Here is a 17069-nt window from a genome sequence, read left to right as displayed (position 1 = left end):
TTCATCTCAGCGGGCCGTGTGATCCCCAGAAACAAGCGGATCCCGGGGCCTGCCGGAATTGTTGGAGGCGTCTAAGTCTCAGTTGTGCGTAGACACACCCGATTCGCGGCGGGAAGTCTTGAGATATGCCCACCGCAATCATCCGCCGTATCGCGATCTGCCTCGTCATCGCCGCACCCGCCGTGGTGCTGCGCATCACCGGCATCGAACTCGCCCCGGTTCTCGAGCTCCTCGCGTTCGGCGCCGCCATCGTCGCGGCCGCCTTCCTCTTGGCCTGGGCCGCCGAGGCGGCGCAGAAGGACATCTCGGGTGCTCTCGCGATCGCCCTGCTCGCCCTCATCGCGGTCCTCCCGGAATACGCCGTGGACCTCTACTACGCGTTCCGCTCCGGAACGGATCCGGATTACCTGCACTTCGCGGCGGCGAATATGACCGGATCGAACCGACTGCTGCTCGGCTTCGGGTGGCCGCTCGTCGTCATCATCGCCCTCCTCGTCGCCCGCCGCATGGCCAAGCGGACGAAGTCCCCCATCCAGCATTCCCTGCACATCGACTCGGGCAGCCGGATGGACATCGGCTTCCTCGTCATCCTCGGTGTGATCGCCTTCGCCATTCCGCTGCTCGGCAGCATCCCCATCTGGTTCGGCTCAGCCCTCGTGCTCATCTTCGTCGCTTATCTGTGGCGGGCCGGGCAGGCCGCCGGCGATGACGAAGAGGAGTTCGTCGGCGCCGCGGCTCTCATCGTCGCCATGCCGCAGAAGGCCCGTCGGATCACGGTGGTGACGATGTTCGTCGTCTCGGCAGCGATCATCCTGCTGTCTGCCGAACCATTCGCCGAGGCGCTCGTGGCCTCGGGTTCGGCGTTGGGCATCGACAGCTACTTCCTCGTCCAGTGGCTGGCCCCGCTGGCCTCGGAGGCCCCCGAGTTCATCATCGCCGCAATGTTCGCCCTGCGCGGCATGGGCGGGGCCGCCATCGGCACACTCATCGCCTCGAAGGTCAACCAATGGAGCCTGCTCGTCGGCTCCCTGCCGATCGCGCATTTCGCGGGTGGGGGTGGTCTCGGGCTGCCTCTGGACGGGCGGCAGATCGAGGAGTTCACGCTCACGGCCACGCAGACCCTCCTCGGTGTGGCGATCATCTTGGCCCTGCGCTTCCACTGGGCACCAGCGCTGGGACTCGCCGCGCTCTTCGGGGTGCAGTTCTTCGTCACGGACACCTCCGGCCGCTATGTCCTCTCCGCGATCCAAGCGGTGCTGGCGATCGTCTTCCTCATCCTCCACCGCAGTGACATCCTCCCCACGCTCGCTGCCCCGTTCCGCAAACCGCAGCGCAGTGACGACGGTGTAGACCCCGCCGAGGCGGCCGATCCGGAGCGCGAACCGCCCGTCACAATGTCCGCCGACCCGAAGTCGACCGGTACCCGCGCGTAGAATGACGATCATGCCGCGCCCCTCTGTCACTCGCATGGTCGAGGACTATGTCACCCTCATCTGGAAGGCCTACGAATGGCCGGGCGGTCGCCCCGCCACCACCGAGATGGCCGAACAGCTGGGAGTGACCGCCTCGACGGTATCCGCGAACCTCAAGAAGCTCGCTCGCGACGGCTACATCGACTACGAACCCTACGGGCAGATCGTGCTCACCGATGTGGGCCGGCAGATCGCCGTCGAGATCGTCAGACGCCATCGCATCGTCGAGTCCTACCTCGTCGAGGCTCTGGGGCTGACCTGGGATCAGGTCCATGACGAAGCGGATCGACTCGAACATGCCGTCTCCGATCTCGTGCTCGAACGGATGAACGCAGCGTTGGGAAGCCCGCAGCGTGATCCGCACGGCGATCCGATTCCCGATGCCGACGGGCACACAGCCGATTTCCCGAGCCGGCGGCTGCAGGAGACCGCCCCGGGCGTCGAGGTCGAGGTCGTGCGCGTCTCCGACCGGTCGCCTGAACTGCTGCGTTACCTCACCGATCGTGGAATCGTCATCGGCACGAAGCTGCAGGTGAGATCGATCAGCTCGGCCGCCTCGGCGATCGCGGTCAGAGTCGGCGACGAGAACATCGAACTCGCCCTCGACGCCGCCGACGCGATCCGCGTCGGTCCCGGCCTCGGCTGAGGCAGACAGAGCCTCAGACCGACTGCGATTCCCACTCGGGATCCGCGGTGGCCTCGGTGTTTACTGCCTTCTGGCGCAATTCCCCTCCCCGCGCGCGTCCGGCGATGAGGAGGGTGATGAGCCCGCCGACGGTGACGAGCGCACCCGCCCACAGCGGTGAGGTATAGCCGAGGCCCGAGGCGATGGTCAGTCCGCCGACCCACGCCCCGAAGGCATTGCCGACGTTGAAGGCCGCGATGTTCGCTCCCGACCCGAGAGTCTGCGCGTCGCCCGAGTGGCGCATGATGCGCATCTGCATGGCCGGAACCGTGGCGAAGCCGAACCCGCCCATGAACACCAGCGCGATGATCGTGGCGACCTTGTTCTCGGCGATCAGAGAGAACACGGCGAGGATGACGACGAGACCGATGAGCAGGGTGAGCAGGGTCGCCCCGAGGTTCTTATCGGCCGCCCGACCGCCGAGGATGTTGCCGATGAAGAGGCCGACTCCGAAGAGGACGAGCAGCCATGGGACGGCGGCGCTGGAGAAGCCGGTCACTCCGGTGAGCGTGAACGCCATATAGCTGAAGGCTCCGAACATGCCCCCGTAGCCGAGGATCGTGATGAGGATCGACGCCCACACCTGACCGGAGGCGAAGATGCGGAATTCGCCGAGGATGCCCGAGGCCGCGTCCGATCGTGCCGGAATCGAGGGGACGAGGACGGCTATGCCGATGAGGGCGATGATGCCGATGACCGCGATGGTCCAGAAGGTCGACCGCCATCCGGCGGCCTGGCCGAGGAAGGTGCCCAAGGGGACTCCGAGGACGTTTGCGGTGGTCAGGCCCGCGAACATCATGGAGATCGCGGCGGCCTGGCGGTTCGCAGGCACCAGGGAAGCGGCTACGACCGCGCCGATGCCGAAGAAGGCGCCGTGGCAGAGTGCTGCGACGATGCGACCGAGCATCATCATCTCGTAGCTCGGGGCGAGAGCCGAGAGTCCGTTGCCGACGATGAAGAGGACCATGAGGCCGATGAGAGCGGTCTTCCGGTGGACCCGGCTCAGCGCCACGGTGATCGCGATGGCTCCGATGGCGACGGCCAGGGCATAGCCGGAGATGAGGTAGCCTGCGACGGTCTCGGAGACCGCGAAATCTGCGGCCACCTCGGGCAGAAGGCCCATGATGACGAACTCGGTGAGTCCGATTCCGAACCCGCCGATGGCGAGAGCGAGCAGTGCGAGCGGCATGGTGGTGCAGACCTTTCGGTGGGGAGCGGATTCCGCGGTCGCGAAATCACGTGCGTGTGCAATAGAGCGCGTGTGCAGTAGTTGCAGACGCAATGAATATAGTTGCACACGCGTCTTATCCGCGCAAGTGGTGTATCCTTGAGAGACGTCGAGAACAAGGAGAATGACGTGGGCATCAGGGACGACGCGGTGGAGATCCGGGCCAAGGGCTGGCGCACGCTCGCTGCTCTGCACGGACTCATCGAGGTCGAGCTCGAACGCAGTCTCCAGCGCGAGCACGACCTCTCCGTGGTCGAATTCACCGTCCTCGATGCGCTGAGCCGGCAGGACGGCTGGCATATGCGCATGCGGCAGCTCGCCCGCGCCGCCGCCTTGTCATCGAGCGCGACGACGCGGCTGGTCACTCGCCTCGAGGACCGCGGGCTGCTCACTCGTGTGCTCTGTGCCGACGACCGTCGCGGCATCTACACCGAACTCACCCCTGCCGGTGAGACGCTGCTCGCCGAAGCCCATCCGACGCATGACAGTGTGCTCGAATCCGCTCTCGCCGAAGCTCGTGAGACGCCGGAGCTCGCGCCTCTGGTCTCGGCGCTCTATGCCGAGTCGGTCGTCTGAAGTTGCATCCTGAGTTGACTCACTCTGACCGCAGAGGCAGAGCTGGCCCAAAGGAAAAGGCCCGATCGACAGCGGAAATTCGCTGTCGATCGGGCCTTTTCGACCGCCTCGGCGATGGTGATCCTGCACTAGGGCACAGGACTCAGCCGATCAGTTCCACCTGAGAACAGGTGCGACTGATCAGGCGTGGACGCGGATGAGGTGTTCGTTGGTGAACGCCTGGAACGCCCACTGAGCGTTCTCACGTCCGTAGCCGGAGCGGTTGATGCCGCCGAAGGGGTATTCCGGTCCGGACTCCATGTGGCTGTTGATCAGCGTCATGCCGGCGTTGATCTTCTTGCCGAACTCCTGCCCCTTCTCCAGATCGTCGGTCCACACCGAGGACATGAGGCCGTACTCGGAATCATTGGCCAGACGCAGAGCATCCTCTTCGTCCTTGGCACGGTAGATCATCACGGCCGGTCCGAAGAGCTCGTTGCATCCGAGGTCCGAGTGCGGGTCGATGTCCGTGAGCACGGCCGGGGAAATGAACCAGCCGGGGCGGTCGAGCTTCTTGCCGCCGGTGTGCAGGGTCGCACCATCGGCTACGGCCTTCTCGATCATCTCGATGATCTCGTCGCGAGCACCTTCGGAGGACACGGGTCCCATGCCGACCTCGGGGTCGTCGAAGTCGGAGATCTTCATGGCTTCGGCGGCCTTGACCGCCTCGGCGACGAATTCGTCGTAGAGCTCATCGACGACGATCATGCGCTTCGGCGAGGTGCAGACCTGGCCGGCGTTCGCCAGACGAATCCCGACGAGCTTCTGCGCCACCGAGGAGACGTCCTTCGAGTCGAGGACGACGGCCGGGTCGTTTCCGCCGAGCTCGAGGACCGCGCGCTTGTAGTACTTCGCGGCGATCGCGGCCACCGATGCACCGGCACCCTCGGAACCGGTGAGCGAGAAGCCCTTGACGCGGAAGTCCTTGAGGACCTCCTCGGCGTGGGAGGAATCGAGGTAGATGTTCTGGTACACGCCCTTCGGCAGTCCCGCCTCGGTGAGGAGGTCCTCGAAGTACTGCGAGGACTTCGGGCAGATCGACGCCTGCTTCATGATGATCGTGTTGCCGACCATGAGGTTGGGCAGCACGAAGCGGGCGATCTGGTTGTACGGGAAGTTCCACGGCATGATGCCCAGCAGCACGCCCAGCGGCTGGTGCTCGACATAGCTGCTGGCCGCGCCGGCGGCGGCCAGGTGGGTCGTGGACAGATGGGTGGCGGCGTTGTCGGCCATCCAGCGGGCGGTGCGGGCGACCTTGTCGACCTCGCCGAGGCCCTGCTTCTTGATCTTGCCCATCTCACGACCGATGATGTCGGTCATCTCATCGGCATTCTCATCGACGAGATCGGCGAACTTGCGCAGGATCGCCGCGCGCTCATGCAGCGGCGTCTCCTTCCACGCCAGATGTGCCTCGTGGGCACGATCGATGTAGGCGGGAATCTCCTCTTTGGGAACCGAGGCGAACTCCTCCTCGACTTCGCCGGTGTTGGCATTGGTGACAGCGAACTTGCTCATGGAACGTCCTTTCACGGGTTGACGATCTGTGCCCTGTAACAAACTACAGTCTCCCGACATTCCGCGACACTTGAGTCCATCCCTGGGATTGGGATCGGGCATAGGATTCGGACATGGAGAGAGTGAATGGAATCGGCGGATACTTCCTGCGGGCAGCCGACCCCGAGGCGATGACGGCCTGGTACCGCGACGTCCTCGGCGTCGACTTCGGTGATCACGGGCTGTGGCAGCAGCCGGCCGGACCGACCGTGATCGGACTCTTCGAGGCCGACACCGACTACTTCGGGACGCGACCGGAAGGTCAGGACCGGCAGCAGACGATGCTGAACTTCCGTGTCGCCGACCTCGACGCGATGATCGCGCAGCTCCGCTTTGCCGGCGCCGAGGTGGACGACGAGACCCAGCAGATGGACGGAATCGGACGCTTCGGTTGGGTGACCGATCCCGAAGGGAATCGGATCGAGCTGTGGGGACCGGAGGAACAGGACTGAACCTCGGTCGAGCTGGGACTACGCGGCCGCCTCGGCGGTGGTGGGTTCCCTGCGATCACTGACGAGACGGCGGCGGACCGCGAACGACAGGACCGCGGCGATGACGCACATGGCCGCCCCACCCCACCAGGCGTAGGTGTACTCACCGAAGGCGTCACGGACGGCTCCGGCGGCGAAGGCAGCGGCGGCGGCCCCGATCTGATGGGCGGCGAAGACCCAGCCGAAGACGATGGTGCCGTTGTCACCGAAGATCTCCCGGCACAGAGCGGCCGTCGGCGGGACCGTCGCGACCCAGTCGAGGCCGTAGACGACGATGAAGAGGAGCATGCTCGGGTGGATCGTGTCCGAGAGCAGCCAGGGCAGAAGCAGCAGGCCGACCCCGCGGAACGTGTAGTACGCGACGAGGAGGATCCGGGGATCGAATTTGTCGGTCAGCCAACCGGAGAACACGGTGCCCACGATGTCGAAGATCCCGACGACCGCGAGCAGGCCGGCCGCCGTCGACGCGGGCATCCCATGGTCGTGGGCCGAGGGGATGAAGTGGATGCCGATGAGTCCGTTCGTCGTCGCGCCGCAGATCGCGAAGGCGATGGCCAGAGCCCAGAACGAGCGATGACGGGCGGCGAAGAAGAGACCTGCGAAGGCGCGTCGGGCGGCACCGGTGCCGCGGCGTTCGGCGGGCGTGGTCGGGGCGGACTCCGCCGTGGTCGTGGTGTCGCCCTCAGGCTCGGTCTCGTCGTTGAAGTCGGTCGGGCGATCCGTGCTCGCATCAGCCGCACCGTAGGGCAGGACGCCCAGGTCAGTGGGATGATCGCGGAGGACGAACCAGACCAGCGGCACGGCGGCCATCGCCGCGATGCCGATGAGCAGGGATGCCGGCTTCCACCCCGTGGACTCGGCGATCGTCGCGACCGGCGGCAGGAAGATCAGCTGACCGGTGGCCGATCCGGCGGTGAGGATGCCCATGACCAGCCCGCGGCGGGCGACGAACCAGCGATCGGCGATGGTGGCAGCGAAGACAAGGGCCATCGAACCAGTGCCCAGCCCGATGAGCACTCCCCAGAATATGAGCAGCTGCCACGACGCGGTCATGAGCACGCTGCCTCCGGCGCCGAGGGCGACGAGAGCCAGAGCCGCGGCCACGACCTGGCGGATGCCGAAGCGATCCATGAGTGCCGCGGCAAAGGGGGCCGTGAGTCCGTAGAGCAGCAGGTTGACGCTCACGGCCAGGGACATGCTGCTCATCGACCACCCGAAGTCCGCATGGAGCGGGACCATGAGTGCTCCGGGAGCAGCCCGGAATCCGGCGGCGGCGAGCAGGGCGATGAAGGCGACGGCAGCGACCCACCAGGCGGGGTGGATGCGGCGGTGTCGCCGCTGCGCGGGTGGAGTGGTCGACATCGATCCCTCGAACTTTCTTCAAAGAAGTTATACTGGAGGAAGTATAAGCAGACTTCGTCGAAGAAAGGTAGTCGAGATGGCTTTGCGTTCGGATTGGTCGCAGGAGTTCTGTCCGGTGAAGCGGTCCCTCGACGTGCTCGGCGATCCGTGGGTGCTGCTCATCGTCCGCGACGTCCTCCATGGTCGGGGGCGTTTCGATCAGCTGCGTGAGAATCTCGGAATCTCCGAAGCCGTGCTCAGCCGGCGGTTGTCCGGGATGATCGAGGCCGGGCTGCTGACGAAGGTCGACTACGCCGATGGGGCCCGGATCCGGCAGGGCTATGCGGCCACCGAGGCCGCGGCCGATCTGCTGCCGATCCTGCAGCAGCTGTCGCTGTGGGCAGAGAAACACACCGAACTGCCTGCCGGCGGAGGCCATATGGGACTCATCCACGAAGCCTGCGGGCAGGAGACGACTCAGGGCGAGGTGTGCAGCGCCTGCGGCGAGACTCTGGTTCCCGAACAGATGACCTGGGTCAAGCCATGGAAGGACGCGCGCGAACGGCTGCAGCCGGCTGGGACTCTGAGCTGAGCACTGACCGGACTGTACGGTCCGCTGGGACAAGCTGCACGGTCTGCTGGGACTAGCAGGCCGCCTCGGCGAGGATGGGCTCTGATCGCCGTGCCCACGTCCGTTCGACGCGGATCGCCACGGCCACCACGACGAGTGCAGCGAGCGCGAGGACGATGGCGGCGATGACCGTGGAGGGGAAGCCGAACCCGGCGGCGATGACCCAGGCGCCGACGGCCGGTCCCACCGCATTGCCGACGTTGAAGGCCGAAGTGTTGACGCTGGCGGCCAGGGTCGGCGCCTGAGTCGCGATCTGGAAGACGCGGGCATTGAGCGCCCCGGCGATCGAGAAACCGCTGGCGCCGACGAGGACGATCATGATGACGGCAAGGATCGCATTGTCCGCGACCAGCCACAGGGCGCCGAGGCTGAGCGCCAAAGCCGTGAGGCTGCCGACGATATTGCCGAAGATATTCCTGTCGGCCAAGCGCCCGCCGACGACGACACCGACGAAGGCACCGACGCCGAAGGCAGCGAGGACTGCGGGAACGAGGTCCGCGGACAGGCCGGCCACCCGAGTGAGGAGCGGGGAGAAGTAGGAGAAGGACGCGAACACCGAAGCCTGGAACAGCGCCGTCGTGCCCAGGGCCAACCAGATTCGGGGTCCCTTGAACGCCGCGATCTCGGCACGCAGCAGCGTACGCAGGCTGGGGGCCGCCTCGGCGGGAGCAGGCGATTCTGCTTCGTCTGGGTCGGTGGACTTCGATGGGTCGGTGGACTTCGCGCTCGACCGGGTGGTCACGGCGATGAGAACGGCGGCCAGGGCGGTGACGAGGGCGACCGCCCAGAAAGTCGATCGCCACCCGAACTGGGTGCCGATCCATGTTCCCATCGGCACTCCGACGAGGTTGGCCACGGTGAGTCCGCCGACGAGGCTGGCGAGTGCGCGGCCCTGCACGGCGGCGGGAGCGATGGCCGAGGTGTGGACGGCGGCAACGGCCCAGAACCCGCCGCAGGCGAAGGCCGACAGCACCCTTGAGACCATGAGCAGTCCGTAGCTCGGTGACAGCGCCGCAAGGATGTGGAGGGCGGAGAAGCCGATGATCATGACGATCATCGTCGCCCGCCTGGGCAGGGTCAGCGTCAGCAGCGTCATGGCCGGTGCCCCGACGATCATGCCGATGGCGAAACCGGTGATGAGCAGGCCCGCCTGCGGGATCGTCACACTGAGGTCAGCGCTCAAGGGTTCGAGGATTCCGGCGATCATGAATTCGCTGGTGCCGAGGCAGAAGATCACGGCGGCCAGCAGATAGACCTGACCGGGGACCCGAGGTTTCAGGGAGGGCGGTGTTGAAGTGGTCATGGGGTGGGGCTGCCTTTCGTCGAGGCGCCTGGAGCACCTCCGGTTTCGAGGGTGGCCTTGCCGGCCGGAGTGCACAGTCCGGCGACGAAGGCTCGGGCCTGGGCGAGGACGTCCTCTGTGGTCATGACGCGGGCGGCGATGCGCAGGCCGGCGAGCACGCTGTGGATGAGTGGGGAATGGATTCGGGGGTCGAGGTCAGCGAGGATATGGCCCGCGGTCTGACCGCGCTCGATGATGCCTGAGTAGGTGTCGAGCCACGCGTTGCGGTCGGGGTCGAGGATCGAGCACACGGCATCGACTTCGCGGCCGAGCTCGGCCGCCGTGTTCGCCGATAGGCACCCGGTCCGGTTCTCGTCGTCGCACTGCTTCTTCAGCTCGCCGCCGAGGCGGTGCATGAGCAGGACGGGCGCGGGTTCGAGGCTGTGCTCGAGTTCCTCCCTGAGCGGGATGCCCGTGGCCGTGTAGTCACGCAGGGCGCGGAGGAAGACGGCGTCGAGGCTGTCGAAGGTGTTGTAGAAGCTCGAGCGGCCGATGTTCGCGCGTTCGCAGACCAGTCCGACATCGGTTCCCGCATAGCCGTGCTCGCTGAACACGGCGATGGCGGCATCGATGACGGACTGCTCGTCGAAGCTCTTCTTCCTGCCCATGTGACGAGACTAAAGCATTTTGGACACCTGTGTCCAATAAAACAGTGGTGACGGTTTCGACGCCCTGGTCTCCGGCCCGGCTTCGGTCTGTGTTGCGGCCGTTCTCGGCCCGATCAGGAGTTGAGGATGCAGAATTCGTTGCCTTCGGGGTCGGCGAGGACGACCCAGGGTTCGTCTCCGGTCTGACCCACATCGACACGGCGTGCTCCGAGATCGAGGAGGCGGGCCACCTCGGCGTCACGGTCATCGGGCCGGAAATCGAGGTGGAGTCGGTTCTTCACGACCTTCTCTTCCCGGTCGATGCCGACGATGATTCCCGGCAGGCGATCGGGATTCTGCCGGATCTCGATCTCCGTGTCGTTCTCGTCGACGATCACCCAGCCGAGCGCTCGAGCCCACCAGCGCCCGAGCGTGAATGGGTCGGGCGAATCGATGACGATCTGTTCCCATTCCAATGACATGGCTTCACCTTTCGACAGTTGTCTCGGTTGTGCCCTCAGGCCCCGACGTCGCCGAGGTGGTGCTGGATTTCGTGGAGTCCGTAGAGCGTGAGCGAGGCGACGGTGAAGGCGTGACCGTCGGAGCGGAAACCCTGACGCTCCCATTCCTCCCCGCTGACCTGGGACAGGAGGCCGGCGTAGGACTCCGCGGCCGTACGCACGGCGGGGGCCACCTCGGCGGGATCGGCGTGGGCATAGTCGGATTCGACGGCGACCGCATCGCCGTCGAAGTTGTCCAAGATCGGGTCGGTCTCGGCCAGCATGCGCTCGGTGCGACGGCGGAATTCGTCGAGGACATCGCGCATATGAGCGGCGTATTCGATGTCCGACCACCGGTCCGGACTGCGCCGTTCGGTAGCGTCATCCCTGGTCAGAACCGTCTGCCAGGTGGCGGCCGCCTCGGTGAGGGTGGTCGGGACGCCGGTCGGGTCCTCGGTGCCGGTGAAGCCGCAGTCGGAACAGCCCGCGGCGAGGACATCGGTCCAGTCGCGGGTGTCAGGGGTGATCTCGCTCATTCGCTGTCCTTTTTGGAGCTCGCCTTCTTGCTTCCGGACTTGGTGGTTCCGGTTGTCTTGCCGCTCGCCTTCCTGCCACTCGTCTTCTTGCCGTCGTTGAGGATCTCGGCGAGCACGGTGGCCTGGCTGATGTCATCGCGCTTGGCCGCCGTGAGCAGGGTCAAGGTCCCCTTCTGCGCGAGCTCGCGCAGTTCATCGAGGGCCTGCTCGGCTTCATCGCTCTTCAGTTCCTCGCGGAAGCGGCGGGCGAACTCGTCGAACTTCTCCGGGTCGTGGGAATACCATTTGCGCAGTTCGGTCGAGGGCGCGACGTCCTTGACCCAGTCGTCGAGTTCGGCCTTGTCCTTGCTCACACCGCGCGGCCAGACTCGATCGACGAGGATCCGGGGCCCATCGGAGGTCTGCGCTTCGTCGTAGATGCGGCGGACCCGGACCATGTGTGAGCTGCTCTCGGCGGAGCTCTTCTTCCCGGACATCGGAGGATGTTCCTTTCGCTCGCTTCCCTTCGAGTCTACGACGCGAATGCAGCGGCAGTGCCCGTCTGCCTCTGCCGGTCTTGTCGACAGCTGTTTCTGACGACAGCTGCTCTCAACGACAGTCGGTATGGGCACCGTGGCCAATCGCGCCTGGTGAGGCGTAGACTCCGAGACGTAGGTCACCTTGGTGTCCCGAGGTGCACCGCGCCGAAGCCGCGAGTGGAGGAGATGATGCAGTGACCGTCTGGCAACAGGCATTCCCCAATGGGAAGAGTCCGCAACGGGTGCTGGTCCCGCCGTCGCCGTCTGCGATCTTCCTCGTCCTCACGGTCCGCCCCGGATTCGAGAGCAGAGTCAAGGACTTCCTGTCCGAGATCGCGGGGCTGACTCGAACCGTCGGCTTCCGCTCCCGCGAAGCCGATCTCAGCTGTGTCACGGGCGTCGGCGCCGACCTCTGGGACCGCATGTTCACCGCGCCCCGCCCCCGGGGTCTCCATCCCTTCATCGAACAGCGCGGAGACGTCCACACGGCACCGTCCACCCCGGGTGATCTGCTGTTCCACATCCGCGCTCGCCGCATCGACATGTGCTTCGAACTCGCCCGACTCATCGGCGATGCTTTGCAGGGCGCCGTCGACGTAGCCGACGAAGTCCACGGCTTCCGTTACTTCGACGAACGCGACATCCTCGGTTTCGTCGACGGCACCGAGAACCCCGAGGACCAGGGTGCCGTCGACGCCGTGTTCCGCCACCCCGATGACGTCGCCCAGGATTCCGGTCCGGAGGCCATCCTGGATTCCGCCGAGGCGGGACCCGATGTCGCTGCCGCCGCCGGGGCAGGAGCCGAGGTGGGAGCCGTTCCCGGCGATGGCGCCCCGGGCTATCCGGGCAGCACCTTTGTGATCGTTCAGAAGTACACACACGACATGGCCGCCTGGGACGCACTCAGCGTCGAGGAGCAGGAAGCGGCCTTCGGGCGGCACAAACTCTCCGACGTCGAATTCGCCGAGGAGGACAAAGCACCGAACTCGCACCTCGTGCTCAATTCGATCGAGGACGAGGACGGCAACGACCGGGAGATCGTGCGCGACAATATGGTCTTCGGATCCGTCGGCTCCGCGGAGTACGGCACTTATTTCATCGCCTATGCAGCAGACGTGACGACGACCGAGCAGATGCTTACGAACATGTTCATCGGAGACCCGGTGGGCACCTACGACCGGATCCTCGACTTCTCGACCGCGGTGACCGGAGGGCTGTTCTTCGTCCCGTCCCAGGATTTCCTCGACGATCCCGATGGGGAACTCGCCGAGGCGGGACTCGGGATCGGCGGAGCCGCCTCGGCGAAGGTCGATGGACCGGACATCGACGACGGATCGGACGACGATCCGGTCGCTGATGAACCGACAGACAGCGACGACCCGACAGATTCGGACACCTCAGCACCCACGGACGGCAGCCTGGGAATCGGCAGCCTGAACAGGAGACGACAGTGAACAATCTCTATCGCGAACTCGCCCCGATCACCGGCCCGGCCTGGGCGGAGATCGAGGAGGAGGCTCGGCGCACCTTCAAGCGCAATATCGCCGGTCGGCGCATCGTCGACGTCGAGGGGCCGACCGGTTTCGAGACCTCCTCGGTGACCACGGGACATATCAAGGATGTGCAGTCCTATTCGTCGGGTCTGCACATTCGACAGCGCATCGTGCAGGAATTCGTCGAACTGCGCGCCCCCTTCACTGTCACGCGTGAGGCCATCGACGATGTTGCACGCGGCTCCGGCGATTCGGACTGGCAGCCGGTCAAGGACGCAGCGACGACGATCGCCCTGGCCGAGGACCGGGCCATCCTCCACGGACTCGACTCCGCGGGCATCGGCGGAATCGTCCCGAACTCGTCGAACGCGGCCGTGACCCTGCCCGATGCAGTGGAGGACTATGCGGACGCGGTGGCGCAGGCGCTGTCGAGCCTGCGCACGGCCGGTGTCGACGGACCCTACAGCCTGCTGCTGTCCGAGGCTGAATACACGAAGGTCTCCGAGTCGACCGACCACGGCTTCCCGATCCGCGATCACCTCTCCCGCCAGCTCGGCGCCGGGGAGATCGTCTGGGCGCCGGCGCTCGAAGGTGCCCTGCTCGTGTCCACCCGCGGCGGCGACTACGAACTCCACCTCGGCCAGGACCTGTCGATCGGCTACAGCGGCCACGACAGCGAGACCGTCGACCTGTACCTGCAGGAGACCTTCGGCTTCCTCGCGCTCACCGACGAATCGAGCGTCCCCCTGCACCCCTGAGCCCGGCTCGGTGAACTGCTGCGCCTGCGGAGTCGCGGCGCAGCCCCCAGGTCGCGCTGCACAGCAGAGGGCCGCAGTTGCCTAGGCATCGGGTTCTGTTCCCTGAATCATCGGGTTCTGTACGGTTGCACATCGAGTTCTGATCCAGTCATCGAGTTATATTGCGATCACTGGATCAGAAGTCGATGACTCCCCACGAGGTGGCCTAGCGGCGGGCAGCCTCGCTGAGGTTGCTCAGCACAAGCGTGCGCACCTGCCGGTCGATATAGGTCTCCAGGTCGAGCCCGATCCGCTGGAAGTACCAGTACTTGAGCGCCCACATATGGGCGATCGACATGAGGTCGTGCCCGAGCACCTGAGCATCGACATCACGCAGGTCGCCTGCTTCGACAGCGGCGGTGACGACGTCGACGAGGGGCTGGAGGGTCTCGAGCTCCTGGTCCTGGATCGACTTCAGTCCGTCCTTCGACAGTGCCCTGGAGACCTGATAGGTGAGCACGACCGCATGTCTCTGCTCACCGACGATGCGGCAGAACTCCGTGAACGCGGCGATGACCTTGTCCACGGGTTCGGCCGCCTCGGCGATGGCGGAGGGGACACGGAGACGGAACTCCTCGAGGACGCGGGTGATCGCGGCGAGCACGATCTGCTCCTTGTCCGAGAAGTACTTGTACAGCAGTCCGACACTGACCCCGCCGGACCTCGCGATCGCCTGCATGGACACCGAATGAGTGCCCTTCTCCTGCATCAGACGCACGGCGGCGTCGACGATCTGCCGCTCTCGGAATTCCGCGCGGGCACCGCGGACGATCGCGTTGAGATCTTCGGATTCAGCTGACATGCTCGGCGGCGACTTCCTCTCTGAGCTTGAACTTCTGAATCTTACCGCTTGGCGTGCGAGGGAACTCGTCGAGGCACTGCAGGGCCTCGGGCCAGTACTGCTTGGCCACTCCCTTCGCGTCGAAGAACTCCTGCAGTTCGTCCATCGTCAGGCTGTGGCCCTCATTGAGGGTCACGACCGCGCACGCGATCTCCTGCAGCCGGGGATGCGGCACCGCGACTACGGCGACCTGGGAGACCGCGGGATGTTCGTAGAGAACGTTCTCGATATAGGCCACCGGGATGTTCTCGCCGCCGCGGATGATGATGTCCTTCGACCGCCCCGCGATCCGGATGAAGCCTTCGGCATCCATTTCGGCGAGGTCTCCGGTATCGAGCCAAACGCCTGCGAAGGCGTCTGCTGTCTGCTCCGGTTCATCGAGGTAGCCGACGAACAGGAATGGGCCCGTGACCTGGATTCTTCCTTCGACGCCCGCGGGCACGGGTTCCCCGAGGGGATCGACGATGCGGACCTTCATCGAGCCCAGTGCTCGTCCGTCGGTGCTCGTGACCTTCTCCTCCGAATCGCCCGGCGCCGTCATCGTCACCAGCCCGCATTCCGTCTGTCCCCAGCCGCCGAAGACGTTGAGCTCCGGAAGCAGCGTGCGCGCCTCATTGACCATGACGCGCGGAATCGGGGCGCCCATGCAGCAGAAGTGCTTGAGGGAGGACAGGTCGTGCTGCGTCGACTTCGCCACCTCGAGCAGATCGTGGAGGAACGGAGTCGCCCCCGATGTGTGCTGGATTCCGTGCTCGGCGACGAGACGGGCGAACTCCTCGCCGTTCCACACGTCCTGGAACACGCCCGAACCGCCGATGAGCAGAGGCAGACACACTCCGTACATGTAGCCGGTGAGATGGCCGAAGGTCGAGGCCATGTGGATGACTGAATCCTCGTCCAGGCCCAGGTGATCCGGCCACGGCAGCGAGGCCGCTAGCACGTTGTTGTGCGTGTGCATCACACCCTTGGGATTGCCCGTCGTCCCCGAGGTGAAGAGGATGAGTCCGACATCATTGGGGTCCGGGCGCCGGCCGTCCCAAGCGATGGATTCGATCGCCGAGGCGGCCGACCGTGAAGCGTCCGACGTTGAGTCGCGTTCCCCTCGAGCCAGGAAATCCGTCCACTTCTCGAAGCCGTCCCGGCCGTCGAAGGTCGCCTCGCCAGGGGTGTCGAGGACGATCGTGTGCCGCAGCTCCGGCAGGTTCGGACGCAGCCGGTCGACCATATCGGGATAGTCGAACTTCCGGAAGCGATTGGGCACGAAGAGCACCGAGACCGACGCCTTCTTGGCCATATAGCTGATCTCGCGGTCCCGATAGATCGGGATGAGGCCGTTGGTCACGGCGCCGGGTTCGACCCCGAGGTCGACGAGCGCCTGGGCACACGTGTCGACATCCGAGCTGAGCTCGGCATAGGTGTGAGCACCGTAGGGATCGCGGGTGACGACCGCGTCAGGTCGTTGTGCACTCCAGTGCTCGAGGTGGTCGAGGAGGGTCTGGTTCTTCCAGTCCCCGGATGAGGTGAATTCCTTGATGAGGGAGTCGGTCAGGATGGTCTCGAATCGGGTGGGCATAGCAGGGCTCCTTTGCTCTGGTGTCGTGCCTGTGACTCGGGTGGTGCTGGTAGTCGTGCTGACAACTGCCGCCGACGGGAGACGGCCGTGATGCTCAGGCCATCGTCAGTCCGCCGGAGACGGAGAGTGTCTGGCCGGTGACATAAGCGGAATCGGGACGGGCGAAGAAGGCCACGGCATTCGCGAGGTCCTCGGGCTGGGCGAGCCGACGCATCGGAATCGCCTTCTCCAGTGCGGTGCGCAGCTTCGGATTGTCCGCGGAGATCTCAGCGAACAGCGGCGTGTCGGCCGGTCCGGGACACACGCAGTTCGCGGAGATCCCGTGACGGGCGACCTCGCGGGCGAAGGTCTTCGTGAACGAGATGATCCCGCCCTTGGCCGCCGAGTACACGGCCTCCCCGCTCGATCCGACCCGGCCGGCGTCCGAGCCGATGCTGATGACGGATCCCGATCCGGCTGCGATCATGTGCTCGGCCGCCGACTGCGTGCAGTTGAGCGTGCCGAGGAGGTTGATCGCGATGACCCGCTGCCAGGTCGCCGGCGTCGACTCCATGAACGGTTCGACCTTGTCCCAGCCGGCATTGTTGACGAGGACGTCGATGCGTCCGAAGCGCTCGACCACCTCGGCGATCATGGCGTCCACGGCCGCACGGTCGGTGACATCGGCGGCGAGCCCGATCGAATCATGCCCCAGCGCCGAGGCGGTGTTCGCGGCCGTCTGAGCGTCGAGGTCGGCGACGACGACGGTGGCGCCGTCGGCGGCGAGGCGGGTCGCGATTCCCTTGCCGATTCCGGAGGCGGCACCGGTGACGATGATGATGCGATCGGTCAGAGGTGCGGTCTGAGTGGGTGCTGACATGGTGGT

At 65.6% G+C, this 17069-nt stretch carries 18 protein-coding genes; 7 read left to right on the top strand and 11 right to left on the bottom strand.

Features of this window, described 5'->3' with window-relative positions; all coding sequences use genetic code 11:
• Positions 1 to 125: 125 nt before the first annotated feature.
• Both ACU4IU_RS09095 and ACU4IU_RS09090 read left to right on the top strand, forming a co-directional pair.
• Complete coding sequence (locus ACU4IU_RS09095) at positions 126 to 1433, top strand: sodium:proton exchanger (RefSeq protein WP_446656508.1); 1308 nt, start codon at positions 126 to 128, stop codon at positions 1431 to 1433.
• A gap of 10 nt (positions 1434 to 1443) precedes the next feature.
• The gene (locus ACU4IU_RS09090) at positions 1444 to 2118 is read left to right on the top strand and encodes a metal-dependent transcriptional regulator (protein ID WP_139467613.1); all 675 of its coding nucleotides are present in this window, start codon (positions 1444 to 1446) and stop codon (positions 2116 to 2118) included.
• A gap of 13 nt (positions 2119 to 2131) precedes the next feature.
• Here the strand turns inward: ACU4IU_RS09090 and ACU4IU_RS09085 are convergent, their stop codons facing one another.
• Positions 2132 to 3346, bottom strand: coding sequence for an MFS transporter (locus ACU4IU_RS09085; protein WP_446656507.1), 1215 nt, complete (start codon positions 3344 to 3346; stop codon positions 2132 to 2134).
• Between the two features lie 168 nt (positions 3347 to 3514).
• Between ACU4IU_RS09085 and ACU4IU_RS09080 the strand changes: the two genes are divergently transcribed.
• Complete coding sequence (locus ACU4IU_RS09080) at positions 3515 to 3961, top strand: MarR family winged helix-turn-helix transcriptional regulator (protein WP_172173123.1); 447 nt, start codon at positions 3515 to 3517, stop codon at positions 3959 to 3961.
• A 180-nt stretch (positions 3962 to 4141) separates the two neighbouring features.
• Here the strand turns inward: ACU4IU_RS09080 and ACU4IU_RS09075 are convergent, their stop codons facing one another.
• Positions 4142 to 5515, bottom strand: coding sequence for an aldehyde dehydrogenase family protein (locus tag ACU4IU_RS09075; RefSeq protein ID WP_446656506.1), 1374 nt, complete (start codon positions 5513 to 5515; stop codon positions 4142 to 4144).
• A gap of 113 nt (positions 5516 to 5628) precedes the next feature.
• Here ACU4IU_RS09075 and ACU4IU_RS09070 point away from each other — a divergent pair, with 113 nt between their 5' ends.
• A complete protein-coding gene (locus ACU4IU_RS09070) occupies positions 5629 to 6006 on the top strand; it encodes a VOC family protein (RefSeq protein ID WP_446656505.1) in 378 nt (125 codons plus the stop codon).
• 18 nt (positions 6007 to 6024) lie between these two features.
• Here the strand turns inward: ACU4IU_RS09070 and ACU4IU_RS09065 are convergent, their stop codons facing one another.
• Positions 6025 to 7407 (bottom strand): MFS transporter, encoded by a 1383-nt coding sequence (locus ACU4IU_RS09065; RefSeq protein ID WP_446656504.1) that lies wholly within the window; start codon positions 7405 to 7407, stop codon positions 6025 to 6027.
• A 76-nt stretch (positions 7408 to 7483) separates the two neighbouring features.
• Here ACU4IU_RS09065 and ACU4IU_RS09060 point away from each other — a divergent pair, with 76 nt between their 5' ends.
• On the top strand, positions 7484 to 7978 hold the full coding sequence (locus tag ACU4IU_RS09060) for a winged helix-turn-helix transcriptional regulator (RefSeq protein ID WP_139909554.1): 495 nt from the start codon (positions 7484 to 7486) through the stop codon (positions 7976 to 7978).
• Between the two features lie 52 nt (positions 7979 to 8030).
• Here the strand turns inward: ACU4IU_RS09060 and ACU4IU_RS09055 are convergent, their stop codons facing one another.
• From ACU4IU_RS09055 to ACU4IU_RS09035, 5 genes are all read right to left on the bottom strand, one after another.
• Positions 8031 to 9320: an MFS transporter gene (locus ACU4IU_RS09055; RefSeq protein ID WP_446656503.1), complete on the bottom strand. Its 1290-nt coding sequence runs from the start codon at positions 9318 to 9320 to the stop codon at positions 8031 to 8033.
• Positions 9317 to 9967 carry a TetR/AcrR family transcriptional regulator gene (locus ACU4IU_RS09050; protein WP_446656502.1) on the bottom strand — a complete coding sequence of 217 codons (651 nt, stop codon included), beginning with the start codon at positions 9965 to 9967 and terminating at the stop codon, positions 9317 to 9319. Before ACU4IU_RS09050 ends, ACU4IU_RS09055 begins: the two co-directional genes overlap by 4 nt.
• Before the next feature lie 113 nt (positions 9968 to 10080).
• On the bottom strand, positions 10081 to 10428 hold the full coding sequence (locus ACU4IU_RS09045) for a VOC family protein (RefSeq protein ID WP_139909560.1): 348 nt from the start codon (positions 10426 to 10428) through the stop codon (positions 10081 to 10083).
• A 35-nt stretch (positions 10429 to 10463) separates the two neighbouring features.
• On the bottom strand, positions 10464 to 10982 hold the full coding sequence (locus ACU4IU_RS09040) for a DinB family protein (protein ID WP_446656501.1): 519 nt from the start codon (positions 10980 to 10982) through the stop codon (positions 10464 to 10466).
• A complete protein-coding gene (locus ACU4IU_RS09035) occupies positions 10979 to 11458 on the bottom strand; it encodes a DUF488 domain-containing protein (RefSeq protein WP_446656500.1) in 480 nt (159 codons plus the stop codon). Before ACU4IU_RS09035 ends, ACU4IU_RS09040 begins: the two co-directional genes overlap by 4 nt.
• A 236-nt stretch (positions 11459 to 11694) precedes the next feature.
• Here ACU4IU_RS09035 and ACU4IU_RS09030 point away from each other — a divergent pair, with 236 nt between their 5' ends.
• Positions 11695 to 12954 carry a Dyp-type peroxidase gene (locus ACU4IU_RS09030; protein WP_446656499.1) on the top strand — a complete coding sequence of 420 codons (1260 nt, stop codon included), beginning with the start codon at positions 11695 to 11697 and terminating at the stop codon, positions 12952 to 12954.
• Positions 12951 to 13751: a family 1 encapsulin nanocompartment shell protein gene (locus tag ACU4IU_RS09025; RefSeq protein WP_139467630.1), complete on the top strand. Its 801-nt coding sequence runs from the start codon at positions 12951 to 12953 to the stop codon at positions 13749 to 13751. The genes ACU4IU_RS09030 and ACU4IU_RS09025 overlap by 4 nt, the downstream gene beginning before the upstream one ends.
• 205 nt (positions 13752 to 13956) lie before the next feature.
• Here ACU4IU_RS09025 and ACU4IU_RS09020 read toward each other — a convergent pair whose 3' ends face one another.
• The 3 genes from ACU4IU_RS09020 to ACU4IU_RS09010 form a co-directional block, all read right to left on the bottom strand.
• Positions 13957 to 14592 (bottom strand): TetR/AcrR family transcriptional regulator, encoded by a 636-nt coding sequence (locus ACU4IU_RS09020; RefSeq protein ID WP_139467631.1) that lies wholly within the window; start codon positions 14590 to 14592, stop codon positions 13957 to 13959.
• On the bottom strand, positions 14582 to 16204 hold the full coding sequence (locus ACU4IU_RS09015; RefSeq protein ID WP_446656498.1) for an AMP-binding protein: 1623 nt from the start codon (positions 16202 to 16204) through the stop codon (positions 14582 to 14584). The genes ACU4IU_RS09020 and ACU4IU_RS09015 overlap by 11 nt, the downstream gene beginning before the upstream one ends.
• 94 nt (positions 16205 to 16298) lie before the next feature.
• Entirely contained in the window at positions 16299 to 17063 is a 765-nt protein-coding gene (locus tag ACU4IU_RS09010; RefSeq protein ID WP_139909569.1) for an SDR family NAD(P)-dependent oxidoreductase, read from the bottom strand.
• Positions 17064 to 17069: the final 6 nt, after the last annotated feature.

This window comes from Brevibacterium sp. CSND-B09 (assembly GCF_052906525.1).
This window is presented reverse-complemented; position numbering and strand designations above follow the sequence as displayed.

What these genes read in the sequence shown, in the direction of transcription:
- ACU4IU_RS09095 (WP_446656508.1), top strand. Translation starts at nt 126, where the DNA reads ATGCCCACCGCAATCATCCGCCGTATCGCGATCTGCCTCGTCATCGCC.
- ACU4IU_RS09090 (WP_139467613.1), top strand. Translation starts at nt 1,444, where the DNA reads ATGCCGCGCCCCTCTGTCACTCGCATGGTCGAGGACTATGTCACCCTC.
- ACU4IU_RS09085 (WP_446656507.1), bottom strand. Translation starts at nt 3,346, where the DNA reads ATGCCGCTCGCACTGCTCGCTCTCGCCATCGGCGGGTTCGGAATCGGA.
- ACU4IU_RS09075 (WP_446656506.1), bottom strand. Translation starts at nt 5,515, where the DNA reads ATGAGCAAGTTCGCTGTCACCAATGCCAACACCGGCGAAGTCGAGGAG.
- ACU4IU_RS09070 (WP_446656505.1), top strand. Translation starts at nt 5,629, where the DNA reads ATGGAGAGAGTGAATGGAATCGGCGGATACTTCCTGCGGGCAGCCGAC.
- ACU4IU_RS09065 (WP_446656504.1), bottom strand. Translation starts at nt 7,407, where the DNA reads ATGTCGACCACTCCACCCGCGCAGCGGCGACACCGCCGCATCCACCCC.
- ACU4IU_RS09060 (WP_139909554.1), top strand. Translation starts at nt 7,484, where the DNA reads ATGGCTTTGCGTTCGGATTGGTCGCAGGAGTTCTGTCCGGTGAAGCGG.
- ACU4IU_RS09055 (WP_446656503.1), bottom strand. Translation starts at nt 9,320, where the DNA reads ATGACCACTTCAACACCGCCCTCCCTGAAACCTCGGGTCCCCGGTCAG.
- ACU4IU_RS09050 (WP_446656502.1), bottom strand. Translation starts at nt 9,967, where the DNA reads ATGGGCAGGAAGAAGAGCTTCGACGAGCAGTCCGTCATCGATGCCGCC.
- ACU4IU_RS09045 (WP_139909560.1), bottom strand. Translation starts at nt 10,428, where the DNA reads ATGTCATTGGAATGGGAACAGATCGTCATCGATTCGCCCGACCCATTC.
- ACU4IU_RS09040 (WP_446656501.1), bottom strand. Translation starts at nt 10,982, where the DNA reads ATGAGCGAGATCACCCCTGACACCCGCGACTGGACCGATGTCCTCGCC.
- ACU4IU_RS09035 (WP_446656500.1), bottom strand. Translation starts at nt 11,458, where the DNA reads ATGTCCGGGAAGAAGAGCTCCGCCGAGAGCAGCTCACACATGGTCCGG.
- ACU4IU_RS09020 (WP_139467631.1), bottom strand. Translation starts at nt 14,592, where the DNA reads ATGTCAGCTGAATCCGAAGATCTCAACGCGATCGTCCGCGGTGCCCGC.
- ACU4IU_RS09015 (WP_446656498.1), bottom strand. Translation starts at nt 16,204, where the DNA reads ATGCCCACCCGATTCGAGACCATCCTGACCGACTCCCTCATCAAGGAA.
- ACU4IU_RS09010 (WP_139909569.1), bottom strand. Translation starts at nt 17,063, where the DNA reads ATGTCAGCACCCACTCAGACCGCACCTCTGACCGATCGCATCATCATC.